Consider the following 20,080-nt stretch of genomic DNA (forward strand, 5'->3'; position numbering starts at 1 on the left):
AAAATGGACCTTTTTTAGGTCCATTTTATTTATGATAAGGTTCATTATTTATAATTTTATATGCCCTATATATTTGTTCTATTAAAATTAATCTCATTAATTTATGAGGAAAGGTCATTTTTGAAAATGATAATTTATAATCCGCCTTGTCACTTATTTTTTTGGATAAACCATTTGATCCTCCAATTACAAAAACCAAATCCTTTCCCATTCCATAAGTCATTTGATCTTTTATTAATTTTGAAAATTTTTCTGAAGATAGACTTTTTCCTTCAATTTCAAGGCTAATTATGTATGAATTTTCTTTTATTTTTTTTAAAATCCTATCAGCTTCCCTATCTTTTACTATTTCTAATTCTTTTTTTGATAAATTTTCCGGCGCTTTTTCATCATTTACTTCGAATATTTTTAATTTTACATATGGTTTTAATCTTTTTTCATATTCTGCTATTGCATCTTTGAAGTATTTTTCTTTTATTTTTCCAACGCTTACAATTGATATATTCATTTATTAAATCTCGCTTTTATATAGTAAATTGGCATATTTTTATTTCTAAATTTTCTTTCGTATTCACTTATGTATTTGCTTTTTTCTTCTGATATATTAATTTCTTTTTCGATTATATCCATAGAAAAATCTTCAAAATAAGATAATGATGCCTCGTATAATTCTTTATTATCAGTTTTTAGCTCAAGAATTGCCCTATCTTTAATAATATTTTTATATCTATTTAAAAATCTTTCGTGACTTAATCTTCTTTTGTGGTGGCGTCTTTTTGGCCATGGAGTTGAAAAATTTAAATAAATTCTTGAAATTTCTTTATTTTCAAAAATTTCTTCCAAATTTTCTGCATCAGCAATAAGTCCCCTTACATTATTTAGTTCATTTTCTTTTATTTTTCTACTAGCAACTACAAAGGCGTTTGTATTTACTTCAAGGCCTATAAAATTTATATTAGGATTATCTTTTGCAATTTCTATTAAAAAATCTCCCCTACCTGATCCTATTTCTAAATATATATCATTATCATTTCCAAAAATTTCTTTCCATTTTCCTTTATTTTCTTTTCCTTCAAAAAATATTAGTGGATTTTCTTTCATTTCTGGAATTGCATTTTCTTTAAATCTTAATCTCATTTTTCATCCTTTCTATTAAGTAATAGTTTACAAAATATTTTGGATAAAAACAAGAAAAACCCAAAATCCTATTTTAGACTTTGGGTTTTAGGCTTTAAAAAATTATTTTCTTTTAATTTTAAATAATCCAACAAGAGCAAGGGATAAGCTTATAAATATTGTGCTTAAAGATTTTACTCCTGTTTTTACATTTGTAGATTTTGTGTAAATTTTATTTAGGCTTTTATTTTCAAAGTCAGAATCTTTTATAAAGTTTTCTGCTTTTACTTTTTTGCCCTTCAATTTACTTTTATTTGATGATCCATTTTCAGTTTTTGATTTTTGGTCATCGTTTTTATTTTTATTTTCTTTTTCATTATCATTATTTTCATTTTGATTTGTTTTTGGTGTTTCTTTTGCAAATGACACTTCACTTAGTCTTGTCTTTAAAACTTCAACTGCACTATCAACTTCTTCTTGACTTGCATTTTTATCGTTTAAAATTCTAACTGCATTTTCTAGGGCAATGTTGTAAGTTTCAATATTTTTATCTTCTAATACTACTTTTTTGCCCATAATATTTTCTATATATTTTTCCAATTTTGAGTAATCTGTAGTATTTTTTTCAAAATCTGGATTTGAAATTTTCTCATCAGTCTTATTAATTGTGTAAGTATCTACAACTTTTCCATCTTGATTCATTGTTACAATTTTAAATTTATTTTTTGAAAATGTTAATTGAGAAAATAATTGACTTCTATCATCAAGTGACCTATTTACAAACCATTGGTCTTCTCCGATAGGGTTATAGAATTTTGCACCTGCTGATGCTGACATGGTTAAAAATAAAGTTCCTTTTGGATTTGTAACTTGGCTTTTACCATAATCAATTCCGATTCCATCAACTATAACTTTTCCATTTGGATAAATTTTATTGTTAAAAGTTTCTGAAAAACTATCTTTGATTTCTGCATTTGGATCGTTCACATCTGTTCCATAGGCATCTTTGAAATCTAAAGTTTTTTCACCAGCAACCATATGTTTTGTTCTTGTATAAATATGATCATGTCCATTTAATACTAGATCTATATTATTTTTATTAAATATTCTTACAAGCTCATTTCTTCTTTGTAAAATATCATCATCAGTTGTGTGAGTTGCTGTAGAATATGGTGCGTGATGGAAAGATACAACTTTCCATGAAAATTTAGATCCTCTTTTTTCTTCAGCTTGTTTTATAGCTTCTTTTATAAATTTTTCATGTTCTTTTGAATCATTTACATTTGAATTTAAGTTTAAGAAAAGTGTATCTCCATATGAATACCAAAAATCTCCAGGTATATAGGTTCTTGTTCCATCTTCATTTTCTTTTGAAATTGATCCTAATTTTGATTCATTTGCTAGATAAAAATGATCAGAAAAAACTGTATTTTCTAAACTTGAATCTTTTCCATCAATATAGGTTTCGTGATTTCCTGTTATTGATGAAAATATTCTTTCTTTAAATAAATCATTATCAAAGAAATAATCATATTCGCCTTCATATCCAGCAATCTCTACATTATCTCCCATTGAAAAATAAAAATTAGGATCAAGCTCTTGAGCTTTTTTTAAAGTTTTTGCAAAATCAGCCTTATCTTGGTCAACTTTTGCTTGGGTGTTTTTATTTAAACCATGTTTATCCCAAACACTATCTCCTGATCCCATTTGAGGATCGCCCAAATAAACTAAAGAAAATTCATTATTTTTTCCAAGAGACTTAGTTCTTAAAGTAAAAATATCACTTTTATAACCATCATTTGTAATATAATAATCATAATTTTCACCAGGCTTTATTTGAACAATTGAAGTATAAGTTGAATAACCATTAGAATCGCCAGTTTTTCTTGCCCTAATTGCTTTATATTCCTTGTTATTGAAAATTAATTTGCTATTTTCATTTACTTCACCCTTTCCAAACCAAGTTACAGCTACTTCGTTTTCATCTTGACCAGGGTTTATTGTAATATCTTTTATTGGAGTATCAATGGCTTTTAAATTATTATTTGCATACGATCCATTTTTCTTACCATATTCTCCATTCGTTTGATCTAATTTTTCTTTTACTTTTGAATCAATATTTCCTACGTTCTTATCTTCACCAAAACTTTCTCTTTCAGTTTCAGTTGCCCTGTTAAATTTATTTGTTCCATCAGATTCTCTAGTATTTTTTTCATTTTTTGGGAAAGTTACTTCATCATCTTTTGGAATATCAGCTATATTAGCTTTTCCATCTTGATTTTGTTTTTCAGTAATTTCTACATTTGTACTGGCATCATCGCTTGCAAAAGATACATTTTCTGGAAAAATTGTAGTAGTCGCACTTGCAATTATTAAAGCCAAAACTAATTTATTTTTATTTTTCATTACATCCTCCTGATTTTTTCTATTAATAGATTAGCTAATTTTTATTAAAAATTTTACAAGATTTTGTAATAATTATGTATGATTTTATTAAAAAAAATTTACAAAACTTATTACAAAGGTTACAATTTCTCCAATCTATTGCTATTTCTTTAATGATAATTTATAATAAAATTCATTGGGGGATTCATGAAAAAATATAAACAAATAGATTCATTTACATTTTTAAGAGCAATTTTCATACTTGCAATTTGTATTTTTCATTCATCGGTACAAATTTTACCTGGTGGATTTATGGCAGTAATAGGCTTTTTTGTGATGAGTGGATTTTTAATGATGAAAAAATTAAATAGTATAGACGACTTTAATTTGGAAGAATTTAAAATAAATATTCAAAGAAGATTTTTAAAGCTCATGCCTAGCTTAATTTTTGTAATAAGCTTATCTTTAATAATAGCTTTGATTTTTTCTAAAATTATTTTTCACGATTCAATCAAAGCTTCAATTCCTTCTGCCCTATTTTTTCAAAATTTATACCAAATTTTTAAGGGCGGTTCTTACTTTACTAAAAATGGATATTTTTCTATCTTTACTCATTTTTGGTATATATCCATGCAAATTCAATTTATTTTGATTTTTTATCTGATAAACTATTTATTGGATAAATTTAAGGATAAATATAAGGATAAGTTTACAAATAAAGAAATAAGAATTTATCTTTTTGGATTACTTTCAGTAATTTCAATCTTATTAATGATTATTTTTTCTTTTGATAAAAATAATATTTCAAGAATTTACTATGGTCCAGATACCAGAATTAATGCAATTTTTATTGGAGCTATCACCTACCTTTTGGTTGATAATTTTACTAAAATTATTGATTTTTCAAAAGAAAAAGAATTTTCGGAAAAATACATTTTGTATGGTATTTTGTTATTAAGCTTTATCATTTACTTTTTAGTAAACGGGGAAAATTTATATACTTATAGGATAATTATTCCTATTTATACCTTAATTCAAGCTTTGTTAATTGGAATTTTATATACTTATGAAAAAGAAAATATAATTTCTATCAACAAAAAAGAAATGGGCTTTTTTAAAACCATTCTTTATTATATAGGCTTAAGATCTTATTACATTTATATGTGGCAATATATAATAAATACTTTTATATCCTATGCCTTTGCCCATACTACAAAAAGTAGGATTTTGGCTTACATTTTGGAAATATTTTTGGTTTTGATTTTATCTGAAATAACTTATATAATTTTTCAAAAGAAATTTGGCTTAAAAAAATATTTTATTATATCTGCTATCCTAATTTTAAGCCTTAATGTTTTGGCAAACTTTATTCCAAATCCTAAGGCTAAAGATATGAAAAATCTTGAAAAAAGAATTAATGATAACAAGGAAAACATAAAGAAAAACAACGAAAAATTTTTACAAGATCAAAAGAAAAAAGAGAACAAGAATAAACTTTCAAATTCAAATGAAAAAGACAAAGACAAAAAAGAAAATGATAATAAAAAGTCTGAAAAAAAAGAAATTACTTTTGAAAAAAAAGCTTATGATGATTTTAATTTTACAGAAAAAGAAAGAGAATTTTTAAAAAATACTTCAATTACTGCAATTGGGGATTCAGTTTTAATAAATATAGATCCTTTTATTAGGGAATTTAATCCTAATCTTTATCTTGATGCTGAAGTTGGAAGGCAAATGACTGATGGTCCTAATGTTTTGCAAGATATAAAAAATAAAAATGGACTTGGAAATATAATCCTTGTTAGTCTTGGATCTAATGGAACTTTAAGTGAGCAAAATATGCTTGATATTTTAAATATTTCTGAAGGCAGAAAAGTATTTTTTGTAAATACTGTTAATAGCCAATCTTGGGAAGGTCCAATTAATGCAAAAATCAAAAAATTCTGTGATGAAAATCAAAATGCCTACATGGTTGATTGGTACAAATTTGCCAAGGAAAAAGCAAATTTATTCGCCAAAGATATGGTTCATCCAGAAGTTGAAGGATCAAAAGCTTATAGAAATCTTATTGAAAGAGAAGTCATAAATTCTTTTGCAAAATAATAAGCGTAGTGTCAAACGACCACTACGCTTTTTTTTAATCTAATTCTAATTTTCCAGTATATAATTGATAGTAAGTTCCTCTTTTTTCCATCAAAGATTCGTGATTTCCTCTTTCAATTATTCTTCCATCATCCATTACCATTATTACATCAGAATTTTTGATGGTTGATAATCTGTGGGCGATTACAATTGATGTTGATCCAGTCATTAGATTATCCAAGGCTTCTGTAACTGTAAGCTCTGTTGCAGAATCTATTGAACTTGTTGCCTCATCCAAAATTAACATTGAAGGCTCATCAACAGCAGCTCTTGAAATAGATACTAATTGATTTTGTCCATCTGATAAACTTGATCCATTTCCATAAATTTTTGTATCATAACCTTGAGGAAGTCTTCTTATAAAAGAATCCGCCTTGCTCATTCTAGCTGCAGCTTTTATTTCATCGTCATTTGCATCAAGTCTTCCGTATCTAATATTTTCATATATAGAATCTGTAAATAAATTTACATCTTGTAAAACCATACCAAAGGCTCTTCTTAAAGCTTGTTTTTGAATTTTTTTAATATCAATATCATCAACTTTGATTGATCCTGAATCAATATCATAAAATCTTGTAATTACATTTGTTATGGTTGTTTTACCAGCTCCTGTTGATCCTACAAATGCTATTTTTTCTCCTGGTCTTGCATAAAAACTTACATCTTTTAAAATTTGATTTTTCCCATCATATGAAAAATTAACATGTTCAAAATCAATTTTTCCCTCAAGCTTTTTATATATTGCTTTACCATTTACAATTTTTTTCCAAGCATAAATTCCTGTTAAAGTATCTGATTCATGAAATTTTCCGTTTTTATCAATTGTTGCGTGGACTAGGTCAATATAGCCCTTATCTTTTTCGCCTTCCATATCCAAAATTTCAAAAATTCTATTTGCCCCAGCCATAGCTTGGGCCAAGACATTTGCTTGTTGGGAAACTATTGCTATTGGATTTTGTAATTGTCTTACATAGGTTAAATATGTTACCAAGGTTCCTACAGTCATTTGACCAATTATTGTAAGAAAAGCACCAGCTATACAAATTATTGCGTAGGAAATATTAATTCCATTTTTTAGAAATGGCATGATTTTTCCCATAACTGTATTTGCCTTCCAAATTAATTCTCTAACCCTATCAGCAGTTTTATTGAATTCTTCTATCAAATTATTTTCAAAATTAAAAACTTTTACAACCTTTTGTCCTGATAAAGTTTCTTCTATAAACCCATTCATCTTTCCAATTTCAATTTGGTTTTTTGAAAATAATTTTGTAGATTTTTTTATTATTCTTTTTAATACTGCAAGCATTAAAAATATTGTCAAAATTGTTAGGACTGTTAGTTTGAAATTAATTACAAACATCATTATAAAAGTTCCAGTAAATAAAAGTAATGATTGTAAAAGATTTGGTATTGATGATGATAGGGATTGGCTTAGCATATCCGTATCATTTGTAAATCTTGACATTATTTCTCCGTGGGTATTTTGGTCAAAAAATCCAACTTCCAAACTTTGAACTTTTTCAAATAATTCATTTCTAATATCTTTTACACTTCTTTCACTAACTCTTACCATAAGTCTTGAAAAAATTAGGGAAGTTATAACGCTTGTTCCAAATAAAATTATCATTTTTATTATATTTGTCCTAAGACCAGATATATCTGCCTTTAATATAGTATTATCAATTGTCGGTCTTAAAAGTGCCATTCCAAAAATTTGGCTTGCTGTAGAAATAATTACAGAAATTATTACAAGGCACATTTGCCACTTATATTTAAATAAATATTTTAAAAGCCTTTTTATTGCACCCTTGGAAGTTTTATTCTTGGATGAATTTAATTTATTTTTCATCTATATCACTTCCTTTCTCTTGCATATCGTAGGTTTTTTTATAAAATTCGTTTTTATTGTAAAGTTCGTCGTGACTTCCAATATCTTCTATATATCCATCTTTCATAACCATAATCCTATCACAACCTTTAAAAGATGAAACTCTTTGAGATATTATTATTTTTGTAAGTTTATCAGAATATTCATTTATTCCATCAACAATTTTTCTTTCTGTTTTTGTATCAACTGCTGAAGTCGAATTATCTAAAATTAAAACTTTTGGTTTTTTTAACAAAGATCTTGCTATACAAATTCTTTGTTTTTGTCCACCAGAAACTCCACTTCCTCCTTGGCCCAAAACAGATTTATATCCTTCTTTTCTTTCTTTAATAAATTCATCTGCACAGGCAATTTTCGAAACTTTTTCTACTTCTTCAAAGGATGCGTTCACATCACCCCACCTTATATTTTCTTCAATTGTTCCAGAAAATAAGGTATTTTTTTGTAAAACAATATTTACGGCATCTCTTAATTTTTTAAGATCATATTTTTTAATATTTTCTCCACCAACTTCAATTTCCCCTTCACAAATATCATAAAGTCTTGGAATTAATTGAACTAAACTCGACTTACTTGAACCGGTTGAGCCCAAAATCCCAATTGACTCTCCCTCATCTATGTGAAGATTAATATTTTTTAAGGCGAAATTATCAGAATCTTTTCCGTATTTAAATGAAACATTTAAAAAATCTATTGATCCATCTTTAACTTCAAGATTATTTATTTTTTCATCATTAGTCATGTAAGGCTCATGTTCTATAACTTCAGCAAGTCTAACAACTCCAGGACTAGATGACATCATTTGAACTAAAACCATAGAAATTCCAATAAATGCTCCCAAAAGCATCATTGAATACATGATAAAACTCATTAGCTCTCCAACTTGGATTTTTCCACTAATAATTTCATTTCCACCAAACCAAACAATTGAAATCATAGATCCAAACATAATCACATTTGCAATTGGAAAAATATATGAAATTGCCCCACCAGCCTTATCAATTAATTTGAACATGGTGAAATTTTGCTCTCTTAGTTTTTTGATTTCATAATCATCTCTTACAAAAGATTTTACAACCCTAATATTTGCCAAAGATTCTTGGATAATTTGATTCAATTTATCAAATTCTTTCCTATATTGTTTAAATCCAGGAATTGCCTTTGACATAGTAAAAAATATAGCTACAAGCAAAAGTGGCAAGGTCACCAAAAATAAAAGTGAAAGTCTTGGTGAAACTTTTACTGATAAAATTACTGCAACAATTGCCATAACCAAAGTTTTTATAATAAATCTTACTCCCAAAAATACAGAAAATATTATTTGTTGGATATCACTTGTAAGTCTGGTTATTAAAGATGAAGTTCTAAATTCTTCCAAATCTTCAAAACCAAATTCTTGAATTTTTCCAAATGAAATTTTTCTTAAATTTGCCCCAAAACCTGAGGATGTTGCAGATGCGTGTTTGGTTGCAAGCATTCCTGTATACATACACAAAAGTGAAACTAAAATCATTAGCCCACCCAAAATTAGAGTCATTTTTATATCTTTCCTGCTTACTGCCCTATCGATTATAAGCGCCATTATAGTTGGAACAATTAGCTCCAAAATAGTTTCTATAGTCGTTGCAAACATAGAAATTTTTGCATTTTTCTTATAATCACCAAAGGCTGGCATAAGATATTTAAAATTTTCAAAAAATTCTTTTAAACTATTCAAATCTCCTCCTTGTTAAATTCGCACAAAATTTCAGCTAAATCCGAAAAGTCTTTTGTCATTTGATCAATTTTTTCTTCCCCCAACTTGTCATATAATTTTTCATTAAATTCAATCAGGGGTTTTAAAAATTCATCAGCATAAATTTTTCCTTTTTCAGTTAATACTAAAATTTTTACTCTCTTATCATCTTGGTCTGAAATTTTTTTTATATATTCTTTTTCACAAAGCTCAATTATTACATTATTGATTGTTTGTTTGGCAACAGCCATTCTTTCCACAATCATAGCTTGAGTGATTTTATCCTCATAAATTAGAAATAAAAAAATTGCAGTCTTAATCCCATTTGCTTTTCTATCTTTAAAGCTCTGGTTTTTTAGGCCCTTCACTTTTCTAATCAAGGAAAATAAATTAAAAATTTCAAGTGATTTATCTTTTTTCATCTTCTTCCTTCCTATTTTTAATTATTATAGTCCTAAAATGGACTTTGTCAATAGCCTCTAAAAATTTTTGTTGTATAATATCAGTTGAGGTGAATTATGATAGATTATTTAAAAGAAATAAATTTAGATCAAAATTTAATTGATAAAATAATAGAATTTAGAAAAGCAAATATAGATAGTGAAGACAAGGATAGGATTGTTAAACCAGAATTTAAATATTATGGAGAAGATGTTTTGAAAAAAGCAATCACTGCTATTCTTTCTGGTAAAAATATTTTACTTTCTGGTCCAAAAGCTACAGGAAAAAATGTTTTGGCTCAAAATCTTTCTTATATTTTTAATCGTCCATCATGGGATATTTCTTTTCACGTAAATACTGATTACAATTCCTTGGTTGGAGCTGACACTTTCAAAGATGGAAAAGTAGTTTTTAGAAAGGGTCCTGTTTATGAATGTGCAAAAAAAGGTGGCTTTGGAGTTTTGGATGAAATAAATATGGCAAAAAATGAAGCCATCTCTGTTCTTCACGCAACTTTAGATCACAGACGCGTAATTGATATTCCAGGTTATGACAAAATTAAACTTGACGATAAGACAAGATTTATTGCAACAATGAATTATGGATATGTTGGAACAAGAGAAGTAAATGAGGCTCTTGCGTCAAGATTTATGGTTATAAATATGCCAAATATTACAAGAGAAAATTTAAAACATTTATTAAAGGATAAATTTCCAAAATTAAAAGATAAATATATGGAAACTTTTATAGATATTTTTGAATCTCTCCAAGAAAAAAGTGAAAATTCAGAAATTTCTACAAAATCAGTTGACCTTAGGGGACTAATTTCTGCAATAGAAACAATGGAGATTGGACTTAATCCATATGACGCAATTGAGATGGGACTTATTAATAAATCTTTTGATGAATTTGAAAGAGAGCTTGTAAGAGACAGCGTTGATTCAAAGCTTCCAAAAGAAATCAAAGAGAGTGTATTTGATGACTGATACTTTTGAAAAGTTAAGGGCTATGAATGTAATTTGGGATTTTGCTGATAATTATAAAATTTTTCCAAAATCCTACTATTCCATGGATAAAAATTACAAAAATATAATTGAAGGATACAAGTTTAAAAATTTTAGACTTGATTTATTTTCTTCATTTTTTTCTTATTTAAAAAAAGACAATCCATTTTTTGAAGAATTTAAAGCAATCACCCTTCTTTTGTTGGAAGACTTATCATACAGAAAATTAGAAAAAACTAATCTTGTAATAAAAGATTTAAGAAAATCCTATGCAAAAAAAATTCTCGACAAATACCAATACAAAAAAGAAACAGATAATGTCTATGAACAAATAGAAAAAGCCTATTATGGAAAAATTTTTAATAAGCCAATTACAGAAGCAAAACTTGTAAGAGATTTTTATTATGAGCTTTTTTCAATTGATACTTATAAATCAAGTGAGATTATAGATAAATTAAATGAACTTTTCAAAAAATATTTTCTTTTTGAAAGATTTGACCAATACAATGAACTTTTTGATCAAATGATTAAAGATGAAAAACCTAAAAATTTTGACCACGATGATTTAGATGAATCAGATATTGAAAAAAATATAGAAGACCAATTTCAAATCCAATCTGCGGAATTTAATGGTTATATTTATTTTGAAGAAAAAAAAGAAGATATGAATAAGGATATTTTTATCTTTGAAAAAAATGATGATGAGACAGATAAAAGAGAAGATTCATTTATAGAGGATTTTTATGGAAAACTTTCTATAAGCAAAAAAAGACAAGAATTATTAGAAAAAGAACTTGCCAAGGGAATTCACAAGTCAAAAAAATTGTATTTCACAAAAGGAGAATATACCGATTCTCCAAATGCAAAATTTAATCAAAAAGTTAGAAAAAAACAAAGAACAAAAACAAAAGAATATATTGAAAATAATCTCTCAATAAACAACAGAGCTGTAAATGAACTTACAAGAACTATAGAAAACTCTTTGGCAAATCACGAAGAAGATGAACTTTTTAGAAAAAATTATGGACTTCTTGATTCTGTAAATGTGTGGAGAGCTCCTGTATTAAATGAATCCAAGGTATTTTTTTCAAATAACAAAGATCCTAAACCAAAATTTCAATTGGATTTATTGATTGATGGGTCTGCAAGTCAAATTAAAAGGCAAAATCTTGTGGCAAATCAAGCTTTTATAATTGTAAATGCCATGGATAAGGTTAATATTCCAATAAGAGTTTCTTCCTTTTCTACTTTAAGAGATTATACAGTTTTTAATATGTACAGGGATTTTAAAGATAAGGGAAAAAATGAAAATATTTATGATTTTTTTGCATCAGGTGCAAACAGAGATGGTCTTGCCTTTAAAACAATCCATAAATTAATCAATGAAGATAAAAATGAAGAAGTAAGAAAAATTTTAATAATTTTATCAGACGGACGCCCAAATGATGAAAAACACAATATTAATACAGTAAATGCAAAAATAAAAGACCAATATATAGACAAAAAAGCAGTTGATGATACTGCAAAAGAAATTAGATCTTTAAAAAATGATGGAATTCAAGTTTTGGGCGTATTTACTGGAGAAGATGAAGATATAGAAAATGCAAAATTAATTTATGGTTCTGATTTTTGTAGAATAAAAAATCTAGAAAATTTCTCAAAAATCGTTTCAATTTATATGAAAAATTTAATAGCAAACTAAAATGACCTAGTAGTTGAACTAGGTCATTTTTTCTTATTATTTTTTCTTTTTTATCTTATGATACAAATGATTTACCATTTGCATAACTTCTGGAATTCTTGCAAGTATTATTGCTACTAAATAGAAAATTCCTGCAACTATTATTGAAATAAATAAGGCTGGTAGGTAGGAGATTCTAACACTTAAATTTGAATATATGCTCCAAGCTATTAGCCCCATTATTATTGATAATATTGTTATTTTTATTAATGATTTTAATGAAGATTTGAAATTTATTCTTCCAAAGTTTTTTCTAAATTTTACTAACATCATCAAAGCACCTGCCGCTGCAGATATTGTTGTTGATAAAGCTAAACCTTCAATACCAAAGAAGTTTATAAAAATAAAATTAAATATAATATTAATTATTTGTTGAATTACAACTATTATTACGGGAGTTTTTGAATCTCCTACTGCATAAAATCCTTTGTCAATTACATCTGAAAATGATTGAAAAATTACAAAAGGCGCATAAGCTATCAACATTGATGCAGTAATTATAACTGATTTATTATCAAAAGCTCCTCTTTGATAAACAAGTTTTATTATGGGAACTGCAAGCGACATCATTCCTATTGTAGCTGGAATTACCAAAAGCATTGTTGAAACTATTGCAGAATTTAAATGACTCTTCATATTTTCAAAATCTCCACTTTGTCCTAAATGAGAAATTGTTGGAAAAATTGAAGTTGTAACTGAAACTGTAATTACTCCTGTTATTAGTGACAAAAGTGTTTTTGAATATCTCAAAAATGAAATTGATGCATTTCCAAAAAAGTATGATGCCATAGAATTATCAACAGTAAGAGAAATTTCTCCAGCAGCTGATGATACAATAACAGGAATTGCAATCATAACAAGGGCTTTTATATATTTATTATGAATATCTATTTTATTTGAATGCTTATAACCATGATCTCTATTTGCTTTTGGAAACATTATATATTGTAAAACATTTCCTAGTAAACAACCTATTGCAAGTAAATATGGATTTTTTGCCATACCACTTAACACAGTAAAAGTAATTATAATAACATTCATTATTAAACCTGTAACTGCTGGTATAAAAAAATTTCCTTTTAAATTTAAATATCCCCTAAATACTGCTGAATATAGGTATGCAAATATTGCAAACATAATTATTCTAGTAAATATAATAGCTGTTTGTAAAAGCTCTCCTTCTAGATCTGGAGAAAATAATTTACAAAATGCACCTGCAAATATAAAACCAAAAATTACTGCACCTAGTGAAAACACCATTAAAATATTAAAAATATTTGATGTAAATTCTTCGGCTGCCTTTTCACCTTCTTCATTTTTTGCTTTGGTGTAAATTGGAATAAATCCATAAATAATACCCGATGCAACAAAATTTGCTATTACTACGGGAAGGGTATTCGCAACTGCATAAATTGCTACAATATCTCCTGCCCCATAATAATACGCCATAACAGATTCTCTCAAAAATCCAAAAACTTTAGAAAGAATAGTTACAAGCATTAACATAAATGCTGTTTGTCCCATAATTACCTCTCTTTATAAATTATAAATCTTATTATATCTTTAATAAGTTAGCTTTCAATTTTGAAATCAATAAAAATTTTCTTATTAAATAAAAATAAGCACAAGAAATAAAGCTATCACTTGTGCTACAATTTATTATTTTATTTTCAAATATTCTTCTAACGAAAGATCATTTTCATACATTTGCTTTGCACTTTCTACTCCAACATATCTAAAATGCCATGGTCTATGTTTTATTCCAGTTATATTTTCTTTTTCTTTTTTATATCTTTCAATAAAACCATATTTATAGGCATTTTCTTTTAACCACTTATATTCATCTGTGTTCTCAAATTTATTTGAGTATTTATCATCATTTGTAAAAAAGTCAAAACTTGTACCTGTTTGATGCTCACTAAAAAAAGCTCCATCAGCATCTGGATTATTTTGATCTTGTAAATTAGTTTCACTTTGGCCTTTTCTAAAATCTGATGCAATTTTTACATTAAGTCCTTCTCTATTCATATCAATTAACATAGTATCAAAGGCTTTTTTGCTTGTTGAGTCCAGTCCTGGATTAAAATCTTTTGGTAATGGATTTTCTTTATTTACAAAGATTATTCCTTTTACTACATTTACATTTTCTTCGTCACTAGCTTTTCTAAGTCCAAACTTATTAACATAATAAAAATCGTCATTTATTTTTATTTTTGAAAAAGAATTTTCTGTACCATAATATTCTATGTATTGATTACTTCCTATACTTAAAGAAGTTTTAGAATAATCTGATGGTTCTTGATAACAATATTGACTTTTTAATGATTTTACATATGATTTCATAATATCGCTGTATCCATCATCATTAAGTTTTTGATCATCTTTTATTACAAGTTCTTCAAATCCAATAGCTGTTGCCACTTGTGTTGCCCCAGGTGTTTCTTCTTCTATTTCTTCTTTTTTGCTTGCTTGAGCGTACCTATTTTCTATTGTTTTTTTTATTTTAACTTCTTCGTCTTTCTTACTAAAATCTATCTTAAATGCACCTATAATTAATAGAGCACAAAATCCTACTTTAATTAAATTTTTTCTTCTTTTTCTTTTTTTCTCTCTTAATTTTTTACGTCTTAAATCTCTTATACTTTTGTTTGCCATTTTTTTAGTTTTCTTCCTTACATATATTTCAATATAAATAAATTTACGTCTGTGGGATAGTTTTCAAAAATATAAATATATTTCAATTTATAGTATTTTAAAAACGTCTTAATAATTTCTTTACTCCATTATAACACAAGACACAGAAAATATGTATAGTATATATGATTTTTTTCAAATAAAAAATAAAAAAATCGCTAAGATATTTTAGCGATTTAAAATTATTTGAAAAATTCTTTTATCTTTTCTAATAAAGTTCTATTTTCTTCATTTTTATTTTCTTTATTTTCGATATGATTTGGTATAACTTGACTATTATTTTTCATATTTTTTTGGTAAGCCTTATCCATTGCCATTTGAATAAATTTTTCTTGGGCAATTAGATTTTTTTTATTTTTTACCTTTTCATATTCACCTTTTGGATTCATAACTCTAGTTTTAACATCATCGGCAAACATTATATCCAAAAATTCTAATATTTGTTTTTTAATAGAGTCTTGATAAATCGGACAAGCAACTTCCATCCTATTTCTAATATTTCTTGTCATAAAATCTGCTGATGATATATATATTTTACAGTCATCTTCTTTTCCAAATTGATAAACTCTATGGTGTTCTAAAAATCTACCTACTATTTGATGAATTCTTATATTTTCTGTCCTGTTTTTTATTCCTGGCAAAATACAAGTTATTCCTCTTACCAATAAATCAATTTTTACTCCTTGATTTGATGCAAGTGATAATTTATCGATAAGCTCTCTATCAGAAATTGAATTCATCTTTAGTCTAATGTAACCATTTTTAGATTCTTTTTGCCTTTTAATTTGTTCATCAATTAATTCATCTAATTTTTCTTGCATTGGTTTTGGCGATACTAGAATATGTTTATAAGATCCATCAAGATTCCCTATCATTATATTATCAAAAACTTCTTTTACATCTGTTCCAATTTCTACATTACTTGTCATAAATGAGAAATCTGTATAAAGTTTTGCAGTTTTTTCATTATAATTACCTGTTGCAATTTGACTTGTGTATGCAATTTTGTCATCTTTTATTCTTGTTATTAAGCAAACTTTTGAATGACACTTATAATTATCAAAACCATATACAATTTTACATCCCGCATTTTCTAATCTTGATGACCAAATAATATTATTATTTTCATCAAATCTTGCTCTTAATTCCATCAAGACAAAAACTTCTTTACCATTTTCTGCAGCTTTTATAAGAGCTTTTGCAATTTCAGAATCTTTTGCTATTCTATATAGAGTAATTTTAATGCTAATTACTGATTCATCTTTACTTGCTTCATTTAATAATCTAATTACAGGATCCATGCTTTCATATGGATATGACAATAACAAATCTTTTTTTTCTATTTGATCAAACATAGAAATATCATCATCAATTAGAGGTGATTTTTGAGGAGAGAATTTTTTATAAGAATATTTTTCTATCAATGCTTCTGGCATATCTTCCAACATATCAAAAACAAATTTAGCTCTCATTGGTGATTTTGTTACAAATACATTTTCTCTTTTAAGTTGTAATTTTTCTAATAATAATTCAAATACTTCATCTTCAACTTCTTCATCAAGTTCGAGTCTTACAGGTTGGAGTCTTTTTCTTCTTTTTAATACATCTTTCATATAAGACCTATAATCAAGGTCTACATCATAATCATCGTCATCATAAGAAATATCTGCATTTCTAGTTACTGACATTATGTGTTTTGAAACGCATTTGTAATTTTCAAATACATTTTCTCCAAATTCTTTTATAATATCTTCTAGTAAAACTATTGTAGTTTGTGAAATCTTTAAGTACCTATCTATCTTATCTGGAACATATATAATTCCAAAATAATTCTTATTTTTTTTATTTTCTCTTTGTCTTACAAGATTAAAAATTACATTTATAGAAAGATTGGATAGTCTAGGAAATGGCCTAACCCTATCCACAACTTGAAAATTTAAAATTGGTTCTATCTTATTATCAAAGAAAAATCTTACTGTTTCATAATCTTTATTATTTAGGTTAGAAACTTTTTCTATACTTATTCCTTCACTTTTAAAATCATTTATAATTCTAGTATAAACAGAATCTTTTTTTTGATATAATCTTTTACATTCTTTCATTATAGCTAAAAGTTGATCTTCTGGAGTCATATTAGACTTATTATCTACAGCTTTTTTCTTTAATCTAGATAAATCTTCTAAAGATCCAACTCTAACCATAAAAAATTCTTCTAAATTTGTATCAAATATTGAAAGAAATTTTAATCTTTCAAATAATTCTACATCTTTTTCATCAGCCTCATCTAAAACTCTCTCATTAAATTTCAACCAAGATAATTCTCTATTTTGCGTAAAAGATATATCCATTTTTATTCCTTTCCTAATACTTTTTTGTAAACATACCCTTCCCTAACTCCAGTTTGACTAATATTAATTTTATCTACCTTAAAATATTTGGAGATTTTATTTAAAATAATCATTCCAGGAATGAGAGTATGAACCCTATCAGCTTTTACAGAAAGAATCAAATCTAAAAGTTTTTTATTTTCATAATCCATTAAATCTTTGAGCATATCCTTAAGTTTTTTTCTATCCATAGTAAAATTATCTTTTCCTAAATTATAATATTCATTGTAGAGTTTTAAGCTAGCTCTTGCTGAACCTCCAACACCACAAAGAGTATCATGATCTTCTTGGTAAAAATTTCTTTCAATAAGTTCATCTTCTATGGATTTTTCTATATTTTTTTTGTCATCTTTATTTGGAAATAAAAATTCTACATTATCATTAAAAGCAGAAAGTGATCCAATATCAAGAGATGTTGATTTTATAACCTTTCCTTGCTCAATTATTACAATTTCGCTAGAACCACCACCAACATCTGTCAAAACTCCCTTTGTAACATCCAAGGATGAATTTGCCCCTAAAAAAGAAAGTTTTGATTCTTCTTCACCTGATAAAATTTCAATATCAAATCCAATTTCATCTTTTACTTTCTGTAGAATTTCACTTCTATTAGAAGAATCTCTTATAGTTGCAGTAGCAAAAGGATAAACAAAATCAATATCATCAAAATTATTAATTAAAAGTTTAAAATTTTTCAATGTATCTAATAATCTTTCAATTCCTTTTTCATTAAGTTTTCCATTTTTGATGTAAGATCTTAAACTTGCACCTTCCTTCTCATTAAAAAGATTATAAATCTTTCCTTCCTTTTCTTTATAAACTGAAAGTCTAATAGTATTTGATCCAATATCTATAACTGCATATATCATATAATTTCCTCCTTCTGTTTTTATAAAATTTTTGTTAAATCTATGTAAAATCTATTTATAAAGCTCTTTAATTTCTATATTTTCTCCCATTATTTTATTAGTCATCTTTTGTGAAATCTCATTTACATCAGTCATATATATTTCAATATTTAAATTTTCATCTTCTTCAAATACAATATCTCTTGCCAAAATCTTTGCTGGATCAATTATATTTGCATTATAAGTCAAATTTTTCTCAATTGTTTCTTTTATAATAGGATAGTGGGTACAGCCCAAAATTATATTTTCTATTTTTTTATCATTGGCAAATTTCAGATAATCTTTCAATTCTCTTTCAATTTCTTCCCCACTTACAATTCCTTCTTCAATAAAGTCTACAAGTTTTGAACAGGATTTTTCATATACTTTCTTAGAAGACTTTTTTTCAATTATATTTTTATAAGCATGATTTTTGCAAGTAGCCTTTGTAGCCATGACAAAAACATCACCTTTATTATTTAAAGCTTCTTTTATTGCCTCATCTGTTATGGAAATAAATTTTTTATCAAATTCTTTTCTAAGATTTTCAATAGCTACAACAGAAATTGTATTACAAGCTACAATAAAGAAATCTATATCTTTTTTTAGTAAAAATTCTACTATTTTTTTAGAAAGCTCAATAATCTCTTCATTTGATCTGTTTCCATATGGTACATTTTTATTATCACCTAGATAAAAATAATTAGCCTTATGTTTATTTGCTATCTCTTTTAAAACAGTAAGACCGCCTAATCCAGAATCAAAAACTCCAATATTAGTCATCTATCAAACCCACCTTCTCAACAAATTTATAATCATTTTTAATTGAGTCATATACCTTATTTAATTTTTTTTCGTCAAAAAATACAGCAAAAATACTTGCTCCACTTCCGCTTAATAATACCTTCTTTGCTCCTAAATTTTCAATTCTTTTTTTAATATCGAGTAAATGAGGGAAATTTTCATAAACAACATCTTCCATAACATTTGAAAAATCATCTACTATATTCTTATCAGCAGATTCTAATCCTTTAATAATTTTTTCTGTGTCAATTGTTCCATAATCTTTAAGTCTTTTATAAACAAAATTTGAAGAAATTGCAGTTCCATCATTTACAAGAAGAATTTTCATATCCAAATTTATATTGAATTCACTTAATATTTCGCCAATACCTTGGGCTCTAGCAGATTTTTTCAAAAAGAAAAATGGAATATCAGCTCCTAAACTTTTTCCAATTTCAAAAATTTCTTTATCTTCCATTTTTAAATTCCAAAGATCATTTAAAGCTAAAATCATTTCTGCACAATTAGTAGAACCTCCAGCAAGACCTGCTGCTATAGGTATATTTTTTTCCAAATAAACATCAACTCCTGGAGATTTAACCTTATCTTTTAAAATATTCCAAGCTTTATAAATTAAATTATCTTTAATATTTTCTTTAGATAGAAGCTTACTATTAGTTCTTATTCTAATTTCATTAATATTATTTTTTTCAATTTTCAATTTATCAAATAAAGAAATCCTAGTCATAATAGTATCAATTTCATGATAACCATCCTCTCTTTTAAAAAGAGAATCCAAACTAAGATTTATTTTTGCATAACATTTTCTTTCCATAATTACCTCATTATAATTATAACACAAGGATTTTAAAAA

At 26.4% G+C, this 20,080-nt stretch carries 15 protein-coding genes; 3 read left to right on the forward strand and 12 right to left on the reverse strand.

Annotated elements, in window-relative coordinates:
- Positions 1–25: 25 nt before the first annotated feature.
- The 3 genes from rlmH to ASHG_RS04665 all read right to left on the reverse strand — a co-directional run bounded on the left by rlmH (position 26) and on the right by ASHG_RS04665 (position 3,522).
- Complete coding sequence (rlmH, locus tag ASHG_RS04655; protein ID WP_040397837.1) at positions 26–508, reverse strand: 23S rRNA (pseudouridine(1915)-N(3))-methyltransferase RlmH; 483 nt, start codon at positions 506–508, stop codon at positions 26–28.
- The gene (trmB, locus tag ASHG_RS04660) at positions 505–1,137 is read right to left on the reverse strand and encodes a tRNA (guanosine(46)-N7)-methyltransferase TrmB (protein ID WP_040397839.1); all 633 of its coding nucleotides are present in this window, start codon (positions 1,135–1,137) and stop codon (positions 505–507) included. The genes rlmH and trmB overlap by 4 nt, the downstream gene beginning before the upstream one ends.
- 102 nt (positions 1,138–1,239) lie before the next feature.
- A complete protein-coding gene (locus ASHG_RS04665) occupies positions 1,240–3,522 on the reverse strand; it encodes a metallophosphoesterase family protein (RefSeq protein ID WP_040397841.1) in 2,283 nt (760 codons plus the stop codon).
- Between the two features lie 186 nt (positions 3,523–3,708).
- Between ASHG_RS04665 and ASHG_RS04670 the strand changes: the two genes are divergently transcribed.
- Entirely contained in the window at positions 3,709–5,604 is a 1,896-nt protein-coding gene (locus tag ASHG_RS04670) for an acyltransferase family protein (RefSeq protein ID WP_040397843.1), read from the forward strand.
- Between the two features lie 34 nt (positions 5,605–5,638).
- Here ASHG_RS04670 and ASHG_RS04675 read toward each other — a convergent pair whose 3' ends face one another.
- Genes ASHG_RS04675 through ASHG_RS04685 form a run of 3 tightly spaced genes read right to left on the reverse strand, consistent with a single transcriptional unit; the run spans position 5,639 to position 9,691 of the window.
- Complete coding sequence (locus ASHG_RS04675; RefSeq protein ID WP_040397845.1) at positions 5,639–7,495, reverse strand: ABC transporter ATP-binding protein; 1,857 nt, start codon at positions 7,493–7,495, stop codon at positions 5,639–5,641.
- Positions 7,485–9,251, reverse strand: a complete 1,767-nt coding sequence (locus tag ASHG_RS04680; RefSeq protein WP_040397847.1) for an ABC transporter ATP-binding protein — start codon at positions 9,249–9,251, stop codon at positions 7,485–7,487. Before ASHG_RS04680 ends, ASHG_RS04675 begins: the two co-directional genes overlap by 11 nt.
- Entirely contained in the window at positions 9,248–9,691 is a 444-nt protein-coding gene (locus ASHG_RS04685) for a MarR family winged helix-turn-helix transcriptional regulator (protein WP_040397849.1), read from the reverse strand. Before ASHG_RS04685 ends, ASHG_RS04680 begins: the two co-directional genes overlap by 4 nt.
- A 96-nt stretch (positions 9,692–9,787) precedes the next feature.
- Here ASHG_RS04685 and ASHG_RS04690 point away from each other — a divergent pair, with 96 nt between their 5' ends.
- Both ASHG_RS04690 and ASHG_RS04695 read left to right on the forward strand, forming a co-directional pair.
- Complete coding sequence (locus ASHG_RS04690; protein ID WP_040397850.1) at positions 9,788–10,696, forward strand: AAA family ATPase; 909 nt, start codon at positions 9,788–9,790, stop codon at positions 10,694–10,696.
- Positions 10,689–12,416, forward strand: a complete 1,728-nt coding sequence (locus ASHG_RS04695; protein ID WP_040397851.1) for a vWA domain-containing protein — start codon at positions 10,689–10,691, stop codon at positions 12,414–12,416. The genes ASHG_RS04690 and ASHG_RS04695 overlap by 8 nt, the downstream gene beginning before the upstream one ends.
- Before the next feature lie 36 nt (positions 12,417–12,452).
- Here ASHG_RS04695 and murJ read toward each other — a convergent pair whose 3' ends face one another.
- The 6 genes from murJ to ispE all read right to left on the reverse strand — a co-directional run bounded on the left by murJ (position 12,453) and on the right by ispE (position 20,041).
- Positions 12,453–13,979 (reverse strand): murein biosynthesis integral membrane protein MurJ, encoded by a 1,527-nt coding sequence (gene murJ, locus ASHG_RS04700; RefSeq protein WP_040397853.1) that lies wholly within the window; start codon positions 13,977–13,979, stop codon positions 12,453–12,455.
- Positions 13,980–14,114: 135 nt separating this feature from the next.
- Positions 14,115–15,110 carry a M15 family metallopeptidase gene (locus tag ASHG_RS04705; protein ID WP_040397854.1) on the reverse strand — a complete coding sequence of 332 codons (996 nt, stop codon included), beginning with the start codon at positions 15,108–15,110 and terminating at the stop codon, positions 14,115–14,117.
- A gap of 221 nt (positions 15,111–15,331) precedes the next feature.
- The gene (locus tag ASHG_RS04710) at positions 15,332–17,497 is read right to left on the reverse strand and encodes an RNA degradosome polyphosphate kinase (protein ID WP_040397856.1); all 2,166 of its coding nucleotides are present in this window, start codon (positions 17,495–17,497) and stop codon (positions 15,332–15,334) included.
- A gap of 2 nt (positions 17,498–17,499) precedes the next feature.
- Positions 17,500–18,405, reverse strand: coding sequence for a Ppx/GppA phosphatase family protein (locus ASHG_RS04715; RefSeq protein WP_040397857.1), 906 nt, complete (start codon positions 18,403–18,405; stop codon positions 17,500–17,502).
- A gap of 51 nt (positions 18,406–18,456) precedes the next feature.
- Complete coding sequence (gene murI / locus ASHG_RS04720; RefSeq protein WP_040397858.1) at positions 18,457–19,206, reverse strand: glutamate racemase; 750 nt, start codon at positions 19,204–19,206, stop codon at positions 18,457–18,459.
- Entirely contained in the window at positions 19,199–20,041 is an 843-nt protein-coding gene (ispE, locus tag ASHG_RS04725; RefSeq protein WP_040397859.1) for a 4-(cytidine 5'-diphospho)-2-C-methyl-D-erythritol kinase, read from the reverse strand. The genes murI and ispE overlap by 8 nt, the downstream gene beginning before the upstream one ends.
- Positions 20,042–20,080: the final 39 nt, after the last annotated feature.

Origin of the sequence: Anaerococcus senegalensis JC48, from assembly GCF_000321005.1 — a bacterium.
GTDB classification, from domain to species: Bacteria; Bacillota; Clostridia; order Tissierellales; family Peptoniphilaceae; genus Anaerococcus; species Anaerococcus senegalensis.

What these genes read in the sequence shown, in the direction of transcription:
- trmB (WP_040397839.1), bottom strand. Translation starts at nt 1,137, where the DNA reads ATGAGATTAAGATTTAAAGAAAATGCAATTCCAGAAATGAAAGAAAAT.
- ispE (WP_040397859.1), bottom strand. Translation starts at nt 20,041, where the DNA reads ATGGAAAGAAAATGTTATGCAAAAATAAATCTTAGTTTGGATTCTCTT.
- ASHG_RS04705 (WP_040397854.1), bottom strand. Translation starts at nt 15,110, where the DNA reads ATGGCAAACAAAAGTATAAGAGATTTAAGACGTAAAAAATTAAGAGAG.
- ASHG_RS04695 (WP_040397851.1), top strand. Translation starts at nt 10,689, where the DNA reads ATGACTGATACTTTTGAAAAGTTAAGGGCTATGAATGTAATTTGGGAT.
- ASHG_RS04665 (WP_040397841.1), bottom strand. Translation starts at nt 3,522, where the DNA reads ATGAAAAATAAAAATAAATTAGTTTTGGCTTTAATAATTGCAAGTGCG.
- rlmH (WP_040397837.1), bottom strand. Translation starts at nt 508, where the DNA reads ATGAATATATCAATTGTAAGCGTTGGAAAAATAAAAGAAAAATACTTC.
- ASHG_RS04685 (WP_040397849.1), bottom strand. Translation starts at nt 9,691, where the DNA reads ATGAAAAAAGATAAATCACTTGAAATTTTTAATTTATTTTCCTTGATT.
- murI (WP_040397858.1), bottom strand. Translation starts at nt 19,206, where the DNA reads ATGACTAATATTGGAGTTTTTGATTCTGGATTAGGCGGTCTTACTGTT.
- ASHG_RS04710 (WP_040397856.1), bottom strand. Translation starts at nt 17,497, where the DNA reads ATGGATATATCTTTTACGCAAAATAGAGAATTATCTTGGTTGAAATTT.
- ASHG_RS04670 (WP_040397843.1), top strand. Translation starts at nt 3,709, where the DNA reads ATGAAAAAATATAAACAAATAGATTCATTTACATTTTTAAGAGCAATT.
- ASHG_RS04690 (WP_040397850.1), top strand. Translation starts at nt 9,788, where the DNA reads ATGATAGATTATTTAAAAGAAATAAATTTAGATCAAAATTTAATTGAT.
- murJ (WP_040397853.1), bottom strand. Translation starts at nt 13,979, where the DNA reads ATGGGACAAACAGCATTTATGTTAATGCTTGTAACTATTCTTTCTAAA.
- ASHG_RS04675 (WP_040397845.1), bottom strand. Translation starts at nt 7,495, where the DNA reads ATGAAAAATAAATTAAATTCATCCAAGAATAAAACTTCCAAGGGTGCA.
- ASHG_RS04715 (WP_040397857.1), bottom strand. Translation starts at nt 18,405, where the DNA reads ATGATATATGCAGTTATAGATATTGGATCAAATACTATTAGACTTTCA.